Here is a 13527-nt window from a genome sequence, read left to right as displayed (position 1 = left end):
CCCTTGACCGAAGCCACCGAGAACGCCTGCTTCGTCAGGTTCCGCAGGGTGCTCGAGCACATCGACGCGCACCTGGACGAGGACCTGACGCTCGATCGGCTGAGCGGCGTCGCCGCGTTCTCGAAATACCACTTTCACCGCCAGTTCTCCGAGCTCTTCGGCATCGGCGTCCACGAGTACGTGAAGCTCCTCCGCCTGCGGCGCGCGTCGCAGCGGCTCGCCCTCCGGGATCAGGCCCGCGTCACCGACATCGCGCTGGCGAGCGGGTACGAGAGCCTCGAAGCGTTCTGCCGCGCCTTCAAGAAGGCGTTCGGCCAGACCCCGTCCGAGTTCCGGGAACAGCCCCGGTGGGACCCGTGGCACGCGATGCACGAGCGCCTGAGCGAGGCGAGGACCCTGCCCCTCCGCCCGCAGGATCGCGCCGGAGACGTGACGATCGCGCGGTTCGAGGAGACCCGCGTCGCCGCCCTCGAGCACCGGGGCGACCCGAAGCGGGTCCTCGAATCGGTGCGGCGCTTCATCGGGTGGCGCAAGGAGAACCGGCTGCCGCCGCGGAGCAGCGCGACCTTCAACGTCCTCTACGACGACCCTGCCGAGACCCCGCCGGAGGCCTTCCGCCTCGACCTCTGCGCGGCGACCGGCCGCCCCGTGCCAGAGAACCTGCTCGGCGTCGTCGCGAAGACGATCCCCGGCGGCCGGTGCGCCGTCCTGCGGCACATCGGGGGCGATGACACGCTCTTCCACGCCGTGAGGCACCTCTACGCGGCCTGGCTCCCGGCGAGCGGCGAGGAGCCGCGGGATTACCCGCTCTTCCTGCAGCGCGTGCGCTTCTTCCCGGAGGTGCCCGATCACGAGGGCGTCACCGACATCTTCCTCCCTCTCCAGTAGACGATCACCTCCAGACCCTCTCCCGTCCTCCAGAGCTCCGCAGGAGAACCCCGCATGAGTCGATTCGTGGGCAGCCGAAGCCTCGTCGTGCGCGACGAGGCGAAGGACCTCTCGTTCCCGGTCCTGCTGATGTACCCGACGCGCGTCCCCGCCGAGATCGTGGCGATGGGGCCTTATTCGCTCGAGGTCGCGCCGAACGCGCCCGTCGACGGCAGCCCGCTGCCGCTCGTGGTCCTCTCGCACGGCGGCGGCAGCTCGCCGCTCGTGTATCGCACGCTCGCGTCCCACCTCGCGCAGAGCGGATACGTCGTCGCGATGCCGGAGCACCCGGGGGACAACCGCAACGATCGGTCGAGTTCCGAGACGCTCGAGAACCTCCGCGATCGACCTCGGCACGTTCGCCTCGCGATCGATGCCGTCGCCTCCGATGCGGAGCTCGGACCGCGCCTGGGGGATGACGGCGTGGCGATCATCGGGCACTCGATGGGGGGCTATACCGCGCTCGCCGTCGCGGGCGGGCAGCCCTTCGCGGGATACGGGCAGACGATCGAGGTCACGAAGGACCCGCGCGTGAAGGCGCTGGTCCTGATGGCCCCCGCGACCGGCTGGTTCGGCCTCAACGACGCCTTGCAGGACGTCACGGCGCCCATCCTCTTGCTCGTCGCGGAGCACGATCGCATGACGCCGAGATGGCAAGGGCAGCTCGTGCTCGACCTCGTCCCCGACCGGGCTCAGGTCACCTTCGAGATCGTCGAGAACGCAGGCCATCATTCCTTCTTGAGCCCGTTCCCTCCCCAGATGAGAACCCCGGGCTTCCTGCCCGCCAGCGATCCCGCCGGGTTCGATCGCGAGGCGTTTCACCGCAAGCTCCCGCACGACGTGCGCGCGTTCCTCGACCGGATCTGGTCTCGACGAGGGTAGGCCGCCTCATCGTCGCCTCTCTGTCGCCTCTTCGTCGATCGTGTCGAGCAGCCCCGGTCCCCCGGAGGGGCCGAGCCGCTCGCCGGTCCCGTCGCGAAAGGCATCCAGGACAGCAGTCTCCCGACCTCGATCCGCCCCATGTAGGCTATCCTGCGCGCCCACGCGCGGCATCTTGTTCGGGAGTCTTCCATGAAGCGATCACGTTCAGAGAATCTTTGCAAGGTCGGCATATTCCTCGGCCTCGGCGTCTCGCTCGCCATCGCCGGCTGCGGCGACGAGGACAACGGCGGTTCCAGCAGCACCAGCAGCAGCGCGAGCGCCGCCGCCAGCAGCAGCAGCGGCGCCAGCAGCAGCAGCAGCGGCGGCACGGGCGGCAGCGGCGGCGGCACGGGCGGCAGCGGCGAGGGCGGCAGCGGCGGCGCGGGCGAAGGCGGCGGGACGGGCGGCAGCGGCGGCAGCGGCGGGCCGTCGCTCAGCTTCTTCGTGTCGAGCACCGGGAGCCCGACCGCGAACCTGGGCGGGCTCGCCGGCGCCGACAAGCGGTGCCAGGACCTGGCCGCCGCGGTCGGCGCCGGAGCGAAGACCTGGCGCGCCTACCTCAGCGTCGAGAAGGGCCCGGGCGATCAGCCGGTGCACGCCAAGGACCGGATCGGCGCCGGCCCCTGGTACAACGCAGAGCTCGTGATGGTGGCCGCGAACATCGAGGAGCTGCACGCGCGGTTCGGCGATCACACTGTGTTCCTCGACGAGAAGGGCGAGATGGTGCCAGGCCAGTGGGAGGGCTCCCCGACGCCGAACCAGCACGACATCCTCACCGGCACGAACCGGGACGGCACCCTGAAGGCCGGCCAGACCTGCGCGGACTGGACCTCCGAGGACGCGAGCCAGACCGCCACGGTCGGGCACTCCGACGGGCTCGGCCCCAGCGGAAGCAACGCCGACATGTACCGGCCGTGGAACTCGGTCCACGCGAGCGGCAGCTGCGCCGACACCGCTCCGGGGGGCGGGAACGGCCGCGTCTACTGCTTCGCCGCGGACTGAGCGGACGAGCGCACGAGCGCGATGTTTGCGGCAGGACATGGCACGAGGTGGTGCCAATCGACCGATCCCCGGGGACACCGATCACGCTGATCGACGGAGAAATGAACCGCCAAGGACTCAAAGAACGCCAAGAAGATAACGAGATCTTGGCGGCTTGGCGGTTCGAATTTCTGCTCTTTCGAGCGGTTTCAACCCGTTTGTCGCTCTAGGCTTCGGCGCCGTCCTCGTCGTCACCGAGCCCGGTGAGGTTGTCCACCACGCGCCGGAGCATCGCCAGGAAGGTCGCGCGCTCTCGGTCGGTGAAGCCCTGCAGCGCCCGCTCGGCCACCTCGCGCAGCGCTTCCTTGGCGAGCGGCAGGCGCGCCTCGGCCTTCGCCGACAGCGAGATGTGGAAAGCGCGCTTGTCGCCCGGGTGCGGCGTGCGCTTGACCAGGCCGTCACGCTCCATGCGGCCGAGGAGGGCGGCCATCGTCGGCTGTTCGACGTGGGCGCGCTCGGCGAGCTCTCGCTGCAAGAGCGCGCCGTTCTCCTCGAGCGCCACGGCCACCGGCATGTAGGCCATGCCGAAGTCGAGCGGGCGCAGCCGCCGCTCGAAGTGGCGCATCAGCAGGCGCGACGCGTGGTTGATCCAGAAAGTCGGGGTGGCCTGCGGCTCCCAGGGGGCCTTCGCCTTGACATTCATAGCATGCTATCTATGTTGGGTGGAGACCGAGCGCGATGCGCGCTCGAGGAGGTATCCGATGGGTGCACCGACGACCAGCGCAACGTTCGACCGTGCCTACCAGGCGCCTGTCACGTGGTGGGGCGACATCCGCATTCCGGGCGAGCTGGAGGCGCTCGTTCGCTCCGAGCGGCCGCGGACGTCGCTCGAGCTCGGGTGCGGGTTGGGGCGGCTCGCGCGGTACATGGCGCAGCGCGGGGTGAGGGCGACGGGCGTCGACTTCTCGCCGGTGGCCGTCGCCAGGGCGAGGGAGAGGGTGGCGAAGGATGAGGTGCGTCCGGAGCTCCTGGTCGGCGACGTGACGCACCTGGACATGCTGACCGGACCGTTCGACGTGTCCTACGACGTGGGCTGCTTTCACTGCCTCGACGGCGCCGGGCAGCGCGCCTACGTGGCGGAGGTGGCGCGGCTCCTCCGGCCGGGCGGTACGCACCTGATCTGGGCGCTGGACCGCTCGCCGAGCGGCCTCGCGCTGTCGCCCGCGGCGGTGGAGCGCGTGTTCGCGCCTCAGCTCCGGCTGAAAGACGCGCGGACGAGCCGGCGGCGCCTGCTCTCCTCTCACTGGTACTGGCTCGTTCGCTCGGAAGGCTGAGCTCGCGCGCACCGGCGCGCTGAAATGGAGCTGCAGAGCGCTGGCGCGGGGCGCCGTCAGGGCGATGCCCGGCGCTGCGCGCGCGCAGCGCGGCGGGCCGGACGCGGGGCGAGGGCGTGGGCGATGCCGCTCTGCAGGGTGCTGTGGGTGGTGATGCTCTCGAGGTCGACGTCGAGATCCACGAGCGTCTGGGCCGTGTCCGGGCCGATGCCGGTGAGCACGAGCTTGGCGCCGAGCAGGCGCGCGGCGCGCGCGATGCGCAGCAGGGCGTCGGCGGACTCCGCGTCGACGTCCTTGACGCCGGTGACGTCGAGGATGGCCGTGTGGAACTGGTGCTGGACGATGCCGTCCAGGAGCTTCTCCATGGCCTGCTGGGCGCGGGCGCTGTCGAGGGCGCCGATGAGGGGCATGGCGACGACGCCCTCGGCCAGCGGGACGAGGGGCGTGGACAGCTCGCGCAGCGTGGCCTGCTGCGCCTGGATGACCTGCTCCTGGAGGGCGAGCCGCTCGAGCTCGGCCTCGCGCAGCGGGGTCAGGTCGCGCGCGATGGTGGCGAGCGCCGGGGGCCGCCCGGCCTCGCCGGCGAGCGCGACCATGGAGACCTGGCACGGGAGGGTGCCTCCGTCGCGCTGGGCGAGGCCGAGGGTGCCTTGCCACGACCCGCGCTCGAAGCACCGCTGCACGATGCCCACGATGCCGGAGAGCGGGTCCTGCTCCTCCACGTACAGGTCGGAGAGGCGCATGCCGAGCGTGCCGTCGCCGTGGCCCGTCATGGCCCCGAAGGCCTGGTTGGCATAGAAGATCGCGCCCTCCTCCGAGGCCATGCACACGCCGTCCGGCGCGCTGTCGACGAGCGCCTGGAAGTCGCGCAGCTCCGCCTGGGCGGACGCGAGGTGTCGTTGCGCCGTGACGTCGCGCCCGACCCAGAGGACGCTGTCCTCGGTGAACGGCTTGCAGGCGGCCTGGATCCACAGCTGGCGATCGCGAAGCGTGATGGGATATTCGATGCTCAGGACCGTTTGCTTCGCGAGCGACTCCCGGATGACCTCGGCGCAGCGCTCGATGTAGTCGTCTCGCACCACGCTGGTGAGGTGTCTACCTCGCGCGTGCCTGGCCATCTCGGCAGGGATGACGAGCGTCGGAAACATCTCCAGAACCACGCCGTTCCGATCGAAGAAGGCGATGAACGCCGTGCTCACCGAGCAGAGCGCTTCCAGCTTCGCCTGAGCTCCCTCCAGCTCGGCCACACGCCGGCGCAGCGCCGCGTTCTCGCGTTCGATCTCCGTGAGGTTCTGATTGTTATCTATCATACAAAAGTCCCGCCCCCATCGTATTCGCGCAGCTCGGGACGGGCGAGCGAAATCCAGCGAGGGATCGTGCTCGTTCATGCATTGCGCGAGCCGTGCGCGGCGCGAGAGCGATCTCGCGCCAGGCGAGGCTGTCCCGGCGCTGCTCGCGCGCCCGGGAGCGCGCGCATGTCGCGGACTGCGGTGAGATGAGATTTGTTTGATGTCGCGGTAGGAAGGAGGCGGCGCAGCCCGGCGGACGGTCCGGTGTCGAGTCGCGCGCGTCAGAAATCCCGTCTCGGTTTCCGGGATGATGAGGCAGGGCCGGGAGAAACCTGGATCGCCTCTACTTCACAGCGGCTCTCTCGCACCCTCGCTGAACGAGGGCTCAGCGCGGGCGGCGCTTCGCGCGACCGAGCAGCAATCCCAGCGCGGCGAGGAGGAGCCCCGCCTGGGTGCCAGAGCCTCGCGCGTCGTCGCCCACGGCGCAGCTGCAGCCGGAGCTCGAGCTCTCTTCTCCCGTCGAGTCGCCCGATCCAGCGCTGGCGTCTTGTCCGCCTGCTCCCCCGGACCCGGTGCCGATCGCGCCGCCGCTGCCCACGCTGCCGCCAGCGCCAGTTTCCATGGCCCCGCCCGCGCCTCCGGTGCCGGCCGCGCCTCCAGCGCCGGCCGCGCCCCCGGCGCCGGCCGCGCCGCCAGCGCCTCCGGTGCCGCCCGCGCCACCCGCGCCTCCGGTGTCGTCGCCACCGGGAACAGCACCGGGGCAAGCCGCCGTCTCTGGATCCTGACCACCGGCCCTGTCGAGGCCGAAATAGGCGGCGACGGCGGGTCCGTCGAACGGCACGGAGTGCCCGACGCCGGCCATCGAAAAGGCCTCGTAGACCGTGTAGCCGCAATCGCTCTTCCAGAACTGGCGCGTGGTTCCAGTCCTCGGCGTGTCGGTCCCATCCGGGGTCTCGCTCAGACCCAAGACGTTCGTCCACTCTTTGACGTCTTCAGCCATGTTCTTGTAGCTGAGGATCGTGTCGTCGGTGCCATGCCAGTGCTGCAGGCGCGGGCGATGGCCGGTGTAGCCGGGATAGTACGAACGAACGAGGTCTCCCCACGCCTGCCCGGTCTTCGTGACGCTGCCGCTCCCGCAGGGCCCGCTCCACTGGGCAGTGCTCCCCGTTCCGGTGACGTCGTTGTAGCCCTCGGCCCAGCAGCCGCACGGGACGCCCATGAGCGACACGCCGGCCATGAACACGTCGGGGTACACGCCGAGCAGCGCCTCGGTCATGATGCCGCCCGACGACCCGCCGACCGCGTACACGCGGCCCGGATCGGCGCTGTACTTCGCGAGGGTGTATTTCACCATCTGGACGATGGCGCCCGTGTCGCCGCCGCCGTCGTGCTTGAGCGATCTCGTCGAGCCCGCGTCCCAGCAGTTCTGCCCCGTGGCCTCCGGGAAGATCATGATGAAGCCGCTGGTGTTCGCGATGGAAACCAGGCTCGACATCTCGCTGAACGTCCCCCGGCCATTTCCCTGGCAATGATGGGGAGCGACGACGATGGGAGGCTTGGTCGCCAGCTCGTCAGGTACGTAAATGTACATGTTGACGTAGCTGGGGAGGCCGTCCACCCCCCATTCGCCCTGGTCGACCTTTTGTAGCGATGCCCCGCGCGCAGGCGGCGCGGCGAGCAGCGCCAACGAGAGCGATGCGAGCCCGAGGACATGAATCTTGAATCGGTTCATCGGGCGGAAATGCTACACAACGCCAACCTGGTACGCAAGCCGATACCGCCATGCCTCGGGCGTGGACTCGGCCCGTACCAGATTCGGTTGAAGACCGCTTTAGAACTGACTCAAGAAGTTCCAGACTTCCTGGGGCATCCACGACGTGTTCTGCCCGGCGTCGTTCGGCGACGGAGTATGACCGCCGTCGTAATCGCACCAGCGGGTGGGATGGCCCGCGGAGCAGCCCTCGTAGTCAGAGCAGGCGTGCCCGCCTCTCGGCGCCTTGGCCAAGCTCTCCACCGTGCATCCATTCTGCTTGGCGAAGAAATCGCTGTTGGAGGTTTGTCCGGCGCCGCCGCTCTCCTGCTGACCGAGCGAAGACATGAAGGCGATCGGCTGACAGCTAGCGGGACGGGCGAGGCCGCCGCCGGAGTGGACAACGGCGGCGCGGAAGACGTTCGGGCGCGCGCAGGCCAGCGTCCACGCCATGGCGCCGCCCTGGCTGAAGCCCTCGAGCTCGATGCGCGAGGTGTCGATGCAGAGATCGTCGGTGACCTGCTTGAGGATGTCGTCGACGAAGGTCACATCGTCGTCGGCTGACCAGAACCCGCCGACAGCGTCGGGCGCGATGAAGATGGTGCTCCCTTCGGAGAGCGACCAGAGCCCGAAGTACGAGGGCGCAACCTGGCCGCTGTTGCCCGTGGCCCCGTGGAAGGAGAGAATCAGCCGGTAGGGGTGGTCGCTGTCGTAATCGTCGGGGGCGTGCAGGGTGTACTTGCGGCTCTTCCCGCCGCTCTGCACGGTGCCAGCGCCGTTCTGGAGCGTGCGCGTCTTGCCGCACCCTGCGGACCTCATCACGTCGCCCCCATCCGTACCTCCGGCGCCGCCGGCCCCGGCAGCGCCGGCGCCGCCCGCGCCGCCCGTTCCAACCGAGCTCGCTCCACCCGTGCCCCCGGTCGCCCCGCCGCTGCCAGCGGCATCGCCGCTGCTCGTGCTACCGGAAGCCGCGCCGCCGCCGGAGCCGCTCGAGGAGGTTTCTCCGGCGGCCGGTCCGTCAGCGTGGCCGTTGTCGCTACAGCCGAGGCTGAGAGCGGCGCAGAGGCCCAGGCCGCCCCAGACCGGTGGCCGCCAACGCGAGCGATGGTGAACGCGATCGGAGCTCACAGAGCCAACGCTGGACGACATGGGCGCTCTCCTCGTTGATATCCAAGCCACGGGATACGAACCAGGCGTGGCGCGGACGGGGGACTTCATGACGCCCTATCCACGGCAAGGCGAAAGAAGCTCCGAAGCGGCGAATGTGAACGCTAACATGGCCGGCGTCAATCCTAAATTTGGCGCGCGGCGACCGCCGCCGAGCGCGAGGTCCGCGTTCGGCGGGGGTTCGCACACGGTCGCCGCGACGCTCGACACGAGCGCCGCGAACGCCGGCGCGCGCGGCGGGGAGCGCCGCGCGCGCCGGCGGGGCGCTCAGCAGATGTGGTAGAGCTCGGAGAAGTACGCCTGCGAGAACCGCGCGTCCACGAGGAGCCCGCTCGCGTTGAAGCACCGGACGCCGACGCGGATCGCGTCCGGATCCGCGGAGGGGTGCTCCCAGCCGACCACGTTGCAGTAGTCCGAGCCCGCCCCGACCGCGGTGGCGAGGGCCGCGCCGCGGGCGACCCCCGCGAGGCCACCCATCTCCGGATACGTGATCTGGTAGCGCCCGGGCGAGATCCGGTGCACGGCGACGGTCTCGCTCCTGTCGTTGCACTCGGACGTGATGAGGTGGTACTGGTTCGCGGGCGCGTAGTCCGCCGTCGTCGGCTCGTTCGCCACCACGTAGCCGCCGCTCTCGTACGGGGCCTCGCGCGGCTCGCGGAGGTACCGGAGCGAGAAGCTCGTGTCCGCCGGCGCGCCGCCCTGGCCGAAGCAGAGCACATCGATGTTCGTGCTCCCGAACGGGCTCACCCAGGTGAGCGGCTTGCAGTACTCGGGGCCGCTGCCGACCGCCGTCACGAGCACGGAGCTCTTGGCCGCTCCGTTGCCGGCGAGCGTGATGGTGTAGCGGCCCGCGCTCGTCCGCGTGACGGACGCCGGCGCGCCCCACTGGTGCTCGCTGGAGAGCGCGCCGCCCGTCGGCCGGTTCATCAAGAGATAAGCGCCCGCGCTCGAGACCGCGGTGCCGCCCGCGAGGCGGGCATAGGAGACGACGAACGGAGAGCTCGTCGGCGCGCCGGCCGCCGTGTGGCAGCGGATGTGGACCTTGAGCGCCGTGTCGACGGTCTGCCACGAGGCCACCTTGCACCGCTGACCCTCTCCGCCCGTCGAGTTCACCTGGACGTTGCCGCCGCTGCCGCCCAGGTCGTCGAACGTGACCGTATACACCCCGACCGCCGAGAGCGCGACGTGGTTCGCGCCGCCCGCCGAGTTGAACGACCTCGCCGAGAGCAGCCGAGTCCCGTCGAAGAAGGCCCAGCCGGAGGCGTCGCCCGACCGCAGCGCATCGTCGCTCGCATCGATGCTCTCGGCCATGGGCTCCTCCACGGGCGCCGCGGCGCACGCGGGCGCCGCCGCCGCGAGGAGCAACGCCAGAAGAGAACGGAACCCACGACGGAGCGACCCATTGTTCAGATTCGTGATCATCTCTCTCTCCCATCCTGCCATTGCGGCCGTCCGCGGTCGCACGACCTGACGACGGAGCTGCCCTGTCACCCAGGAGCACCCCCGTCCGCCTTGCACGGGGGGTCGCAAGAGCAACGGGCATACCAGCGCGATGCAGCCGGCTTTTCGCGGCGCCGCGCCGCCCCGAGCGGCGCCGTTGCGCGAGGCGCCGCTCAACTGCGCGGGGGCTCGCTCAAGCGAGGTGCAAATCGCTGCCGCGGAGCAAGCGCAGCCGCGCGCGGCAAGGCAAGGAGCGGAGCGCCGGCCCGTCATCGCACGTGAGGCGGTGCGGGCCATTACCACGCCTTCCTACGGTGTGGGCCATCACCACGTCGTGACGCAGTGCGGGAATCCCCGACTCGGCAACGTGACGTCCCGACAGCGTGACGCTGCGATGTAGAAAGGTTCACCGCTGTTGCATATCGGCCCCTCCGGAAATTGATCTTTCAAGGTGCGACGGGAATGTGCTAATAGACTGCTCATGCTTCGTTTCCCGCGCCCGGGGGTCGTCTCCGGGGCAGCGGGCGTTATCAACGTTACTTAGCCAGGAACCGATCGCGCGTCGGCGTCTCACGCTCCGACCCCGCGACGCTCGTCACCTCTCTTCGCGCTGCGCCGGCTCGCGCCTGGACCCAGGCTGTCGGCCCCCTTGCGCCGCGGCGAGATCGGGAGAGCGGCTCGCGAGGTGATCTCTTGCTCCGGCGCGCCGCGTGCCCCTGGCTCTCCGGGAGGACGGGATGATGAAGAGCGCGCTTTGGGGGATGCTGACGGGCTCGGGCCTCCGGCTCGGGCTGTGCTTCGCGGCGGTGCAAGCGGCCGCGCTCGCGGGCTGCGTGGCGCCGTCGGACACGGGCGAAGGAGAGGCGATCGAGGGCGAGCTCACGGACGAGCAGTCGTATGCGGCCTCCACGAGGCCGGTGGACGTGCACGGCAGGCTCCAGATCGTGGGCAAGGAGCTCCGGAACCAGAACAACGCGCCGGTCCAGCTGCGGGGCATGAGCCTGTTCTGGAGCCAGTGGGGCGGCTCGTTCTACAACGCGAGCGTCGTCAACTCGATCGCCGACAGTTGGGGGGCGACCGTGGTTCGCGCCGCGATGGGCGTCGAGTCGGGCGGGTACCTCACGAACCCGACGGCCGAGAAGAACCGGGTGAAGACCGTCGTCGACGCGGCGATCGCCCGGGGCATCTACGTGATCATCGACTGGCACGATCACAGCGCCCAGGACCACAAGGAGCAGGCCAAGGCCTTCTTCCGGGAGATGGCGCAGACCTACGGGAACCAGCCCAACGTCCTGTTCGAGATCTACAACGAGCCGGACAACGAGCCCTGGAGCACGATCAAGCCCTACGCGATCGAGGTGATCAACACGATCCGCAGCGCGGGCTCGAACAACGTGATCATCGTCGGCACGCCGACCTGGTCGCAGGACGTGGACATCGCCGCGAACGACCCGATCACCGGGTTCTCCAACATCGCTTACACGCTGCACTTCTACGCCGACACGCACAAGGAGAGCCTGCGCGCCAAGGCGAGGACGGCCATGGACAGGGGCCTCGCCCTGTTCGTGACCGAGTTCGGCACCTGCGACGCCTCCGGGAACACCGGGCTCAACCTCAACGAGTCCCAGACCTGGATCAACTTCCTGAACGCCAACAAGATCAGCTGGGCCAACTGGTCGCTGTTCGACAAGAACGAGACGGCCTCGGCGCTCACCCCCGGCGCCAGGACCACCGGCAACTGGCCGGACTCGGAGCTCACCCAGTCGGGCAAGTGGGTCAAGGCGAGGATGCTGGAAGGCACCGGCGGATCGGGCAGCGGAAGCAGCAGCAGCACGAGCAGCAGCAGCAGCAGCGGGACCGGCGGCTCGGGCGGCAGCGGCGGCTCAGGCGGCGGGGGCGGCTCCGGCGGCGGCACCACGACCTCGGGGTTCCAGTTCACCGTGTCCCCGAACGTCAACCGGTGGTGGATCCAGGTGAAGGTCGTCGAGCCGGGGTACCGCATCACCGGCGTCACGGCGCGCGTGAACAGCACCACGCACAGGCTCGAGCCCCAGTCCTGGGGCGAGGGCGAGTACGCCATCAGCAAGGAGGTCCCCGCGGGCACGCGGGTCGTCTTCACGGCCACGGACAGCCGGGGCGTCTCCGCGAGCTTCACGTCGAACCCCTGGCCGTGACGCGCCGCGCGGCGGCGGTGCGCGCGGCCCTCTGAACAGGAAGGCCGGGGCCCTGGGCTCAGCGCCGGGCCGCCGGCGCGCGCCCGTCGAGAGGGCCGCCGACGACGACGCGCAGCTCGGCGAGCGCCGTCCGGTACTCGCGCACGAGCTTCAGGAGCTTGACCTGCGCGGCGGCGCGCCGCTCCTCCAGGCTGAGCGCGCGCACCGCGTCGATCTGGCGGCTCTCGAGGGCGCGCGCGACCTCGATCCCGGCGCGCTCGACGGCCGGGAGCGCGCGCGCCCGGAACTCCTCGACGAGCGCCCCGGCCGCGCGCGCCTCCCGGAGCCGATCGCGCACCTCGCGCGCGACCCGCTGGACCTCGGCGGCGAGCGTGCGCTGCGCCGCGATCGCGCCGGCGTCCGCGGCGGCGATCTCGCTCGAGCGCGTGTCGAAGAGCGGCAGCTCGAGCCCGGCCTCGAGGGTCCAGCCCAGCGGGTCGCGCGTGGCCGGCGAGAACTCGTAGCCGAACTCGATGAACGAGAGCCACGGCCAGCGCGTCGCGCGCGCCAGCGCGCCCTCCGCGCCGGCGCCGTCGATCTCGGCGGCCGCGAGCGCGATCTCCGGGCGGTTCCTCAGCGCGGCCTCGATCAGCGCCTCCTCGGACGCGAGGGCGACGAGCGGCGCGGACGCGACCGGCTCGCCCACGAGGCGCACCGGCGCGGCGGGGTCGACCCCGACGCGCTCGAGCAGCGCCGCGCGCGCGACCTCGCGGCGCGCGCGCGGCGCGGCGCCGTCCTCCTCGGCCACCGCGGCCGACAGCGCCGCCATCGCCTCGTCGACCGCGGTCCCCTGCGCCGCGCCGACCCGGGCCCGCTCCTGGTCCGCGAGGCGGCGGCGCGTCGCGGCGACCGCCTCGAGCGCCTCGATCTCGGCGTCGAGCAGCAGCACGTCGTCGAACAGCCAGCGGACCTCGGCCTCGAGCTCGAGCTCGGAGACGCGGGTCTCCGCGCGCGCGACGTCCACCTCCGCGCGCGCGACGTCCGCGGCCGCCCCGGCCTCGCCGGGCCGGGGCGGGCGGATGCGGAGCCCGGCCGCGAGGCGCGGCTCGTGATCGAGCACCTGATCGAGCCGGAGCTGCGAGACGCGGATCTCCGGGTTCCGGTACGTGCCCGCCGCCTCGGCGTCGACGCTCGCCCGGGCCTTGTCCTCGCGCGCGCGCATCATCGCGAGCATCGCGCTCCGCTCCTTGGCCATGGCCACCGCCTCGTCCGCGGTGAGCTCGCGCGGCGCGGCGCGGCGCCCCGCCCCGAGGCCCGCGCCCCCGCGCGGCTCTGCCTGCGCCTCTGCGGCGCGCGCCTCGCGGTAGAGCGCGATCGCGCGCTCCGACCCCTCGAGCTGCGCGGGCGCCGCGCACGCCGCGAGCGAGAGGCACGCGATCGACGGCCAGACCGGCGACCTCGCGCGCGGGAAGGCGGAGGCGGCGGAGGAGGAGCGGCGGCGACGAACGGAGAAAACCTCAGCGATCTTCATGCCTGACGGATTCCGTGGAGAGCCCTCGGGGCGA

Annotated in this window: 11 protein-coding genes; 5 read left to right on the top strand and 6 right to left on the bottom strand. The window is 70.9% G+C overall.

What is annotated here, in order from left to right; translation table 11 throughout:
* Window positions 1-3: 3 nt before the first annotated feature.
* The 3 genes from WMF26_RS28020 to WMF26_RS28010 all read left to right on the top strand — a co-directional run bounded on the left by WMF26_RS28020 (window position 4) and on the right by WMF26_RS28010 (window position 2850).
* Window positions 4-888 (top strand): AraC family transcriptional regulator, encoded by an 885-nt coding sequence (locus tag WMF26_RS28020; RefSeq protein WP_437995168.1) that lies wholly within the window; start codon window positions 4-6, stop codon window positions 886-888.
* 66 nt (window positions 889-954) lie between these two features.
* Window positions 955-1809: an alpha/beta hydrolase family protein gene (locus WMF26_RS28015; protein WP_437995167.1), complete on the top strand. Its 855-nt coding sequence runs from the start codon at window positions 955-957 to the stop codon at window positions 1807-1809.
* A 189-nt stretch (window positions 1810-1998) separates the two neighbouring features.
* Entirely contained in the window at window positions 1999-2850 is an 852-nt protein-coding gene (locus tag WMF26_RS28010; RefSeq protein WP_437995166.1) for a hypothetical protein, read from the top strand.
* A 205-nt stretch (window positions 2851-3055) separates the two neighbouring features.
* Here the strand turns inward: WMF26_RS28010 and WMF26_RS28005 are convergent, their stop codons facing one another.
* Window positions 3056-3532 carry a MarR family winged helix-turn-helix transcriptional regulator gene (locus WMF26_RS28005; protein ID WP_437995165.1) on the bottom strand — a complete coding sequence of 159 codons (477 nt, stop codon included), beginning with the start codon at window positions 3530-3532 and terminating at the stop codon, window positions 3056-3058.
* Between the two features lie 58 nt (window positions 3533-3590).
* Between WMF26_RS28005 and WMF26_RS28000 the strand changes: the two genes are divergently transcribed.
* Window positions 3591-4163, top strand: a complete 573-nt coding sequence (locus WMF26_RS28000) for a class I SAM-dependent methyltransferase (RefSeq protein WP_437995164.1) — start codon at window positions 3591-3593, stop codon at window positions 4161-4163.
* A gap of 56 nt (window positions 4164-4219) precedes the next feature.
* Here WMF26_RS28000 and WMF26_RS27995 read toward each other — a convergent pair whose 3' ends face one another.
* The 4 genes from WMF26_RS27995 to WMF26_RS27980 form a co-directional block, all read right to left on the bottom strand.
* A complete protein-coding gene (locus tag WMF26_RS27995; protein WP_437995163.1) occupies window positions 4220-5473 on the bottom strand; it encodes a PAS domain S-box protein in 1254 nt (417 codons plus the stop codon).
* Between the two features lie 364 nt (window positions 5474-5837).
* Window positions 5838-7184 carry an extracellular catalytic domain type 1 short-chain-length polyhydroxyalkanoate depolymerase gene (locus tag WMF26_RS27990; RefSeq protein WP_437995162.1) on the bottom strand — a complete coding sequence of 449 codons (1347 nt, stop codon included), beginning with the start codon at window positions 7182-7184 and terminating at the stop codon, window positions 5838-5840.
* 99 nt (window positions 7185-7283) lie between these two features.
* Complete coding sequence (locus WMF26_RS27985) at window positions 7284-8024, bottom strand: alpha/beta hydrolase family esterase (protein WP_437995161.1); 741 nt, start codon at window positions 8022-8024, stop codon at window positions 7284-7286.
* Between the two features lie 612 nt (window positions 8025-8636).
* Window positions 8637-9791, bottom strand: coding sequence for a hypothetical protein (locus WMF26_RS27980; RefSeq protein WP_437995160.1), 1155 nt, complete (start codon window positions 9789-9791; stop codon window positions 8637-8639).
* Window positions 9792-10549: 758 nt separating this feature from the next.
* Between WMF26_RS27980 and WMF26_RS27975 the strand changes: the two genes are divergently transcribed.
* Window positions 10550-11983: a glycoside hydrolase family 5 protein gene (locus WMF26_RS27975; RefSeq protein ID WP_437995159.1), complete on the top strand. Its 1434-nt coding sequence runs from the start codon at window positions 10550-10552 to the stop codon at window positions 11981-11983.
* 58 nt (window positions 11984-12041) lie between these two features.
* Here WMF26_RS27975 and WMF26_RS27970 read toward each other — a convergent pair whose 3' ends face one another.
* Complete coding sequence (locus tag WMF26_RS27970) at window positions 12042-13493, bottom strand: TolC family protein (RefSeq protein WP_437995158.1); 1452 nt, start codon at window positions 13491-13493, stop codon at window positions 12042-12044.
* Between the last annotated feature and the right edge of the window lie 34 nt (window positions 13494-13527).

The organism is Sorangium sp. So ce185 (assembly GCF_051526825.1).
Lineage (GTDB): Bacteria > Myxococcota_A > Polyangia > Polyangiales > Polyangiaceae > Sorangium > Sorangium cellulosum_D.
This window is presented reverse-complemented; position numbering and strand designations above follow the sequence as displayed.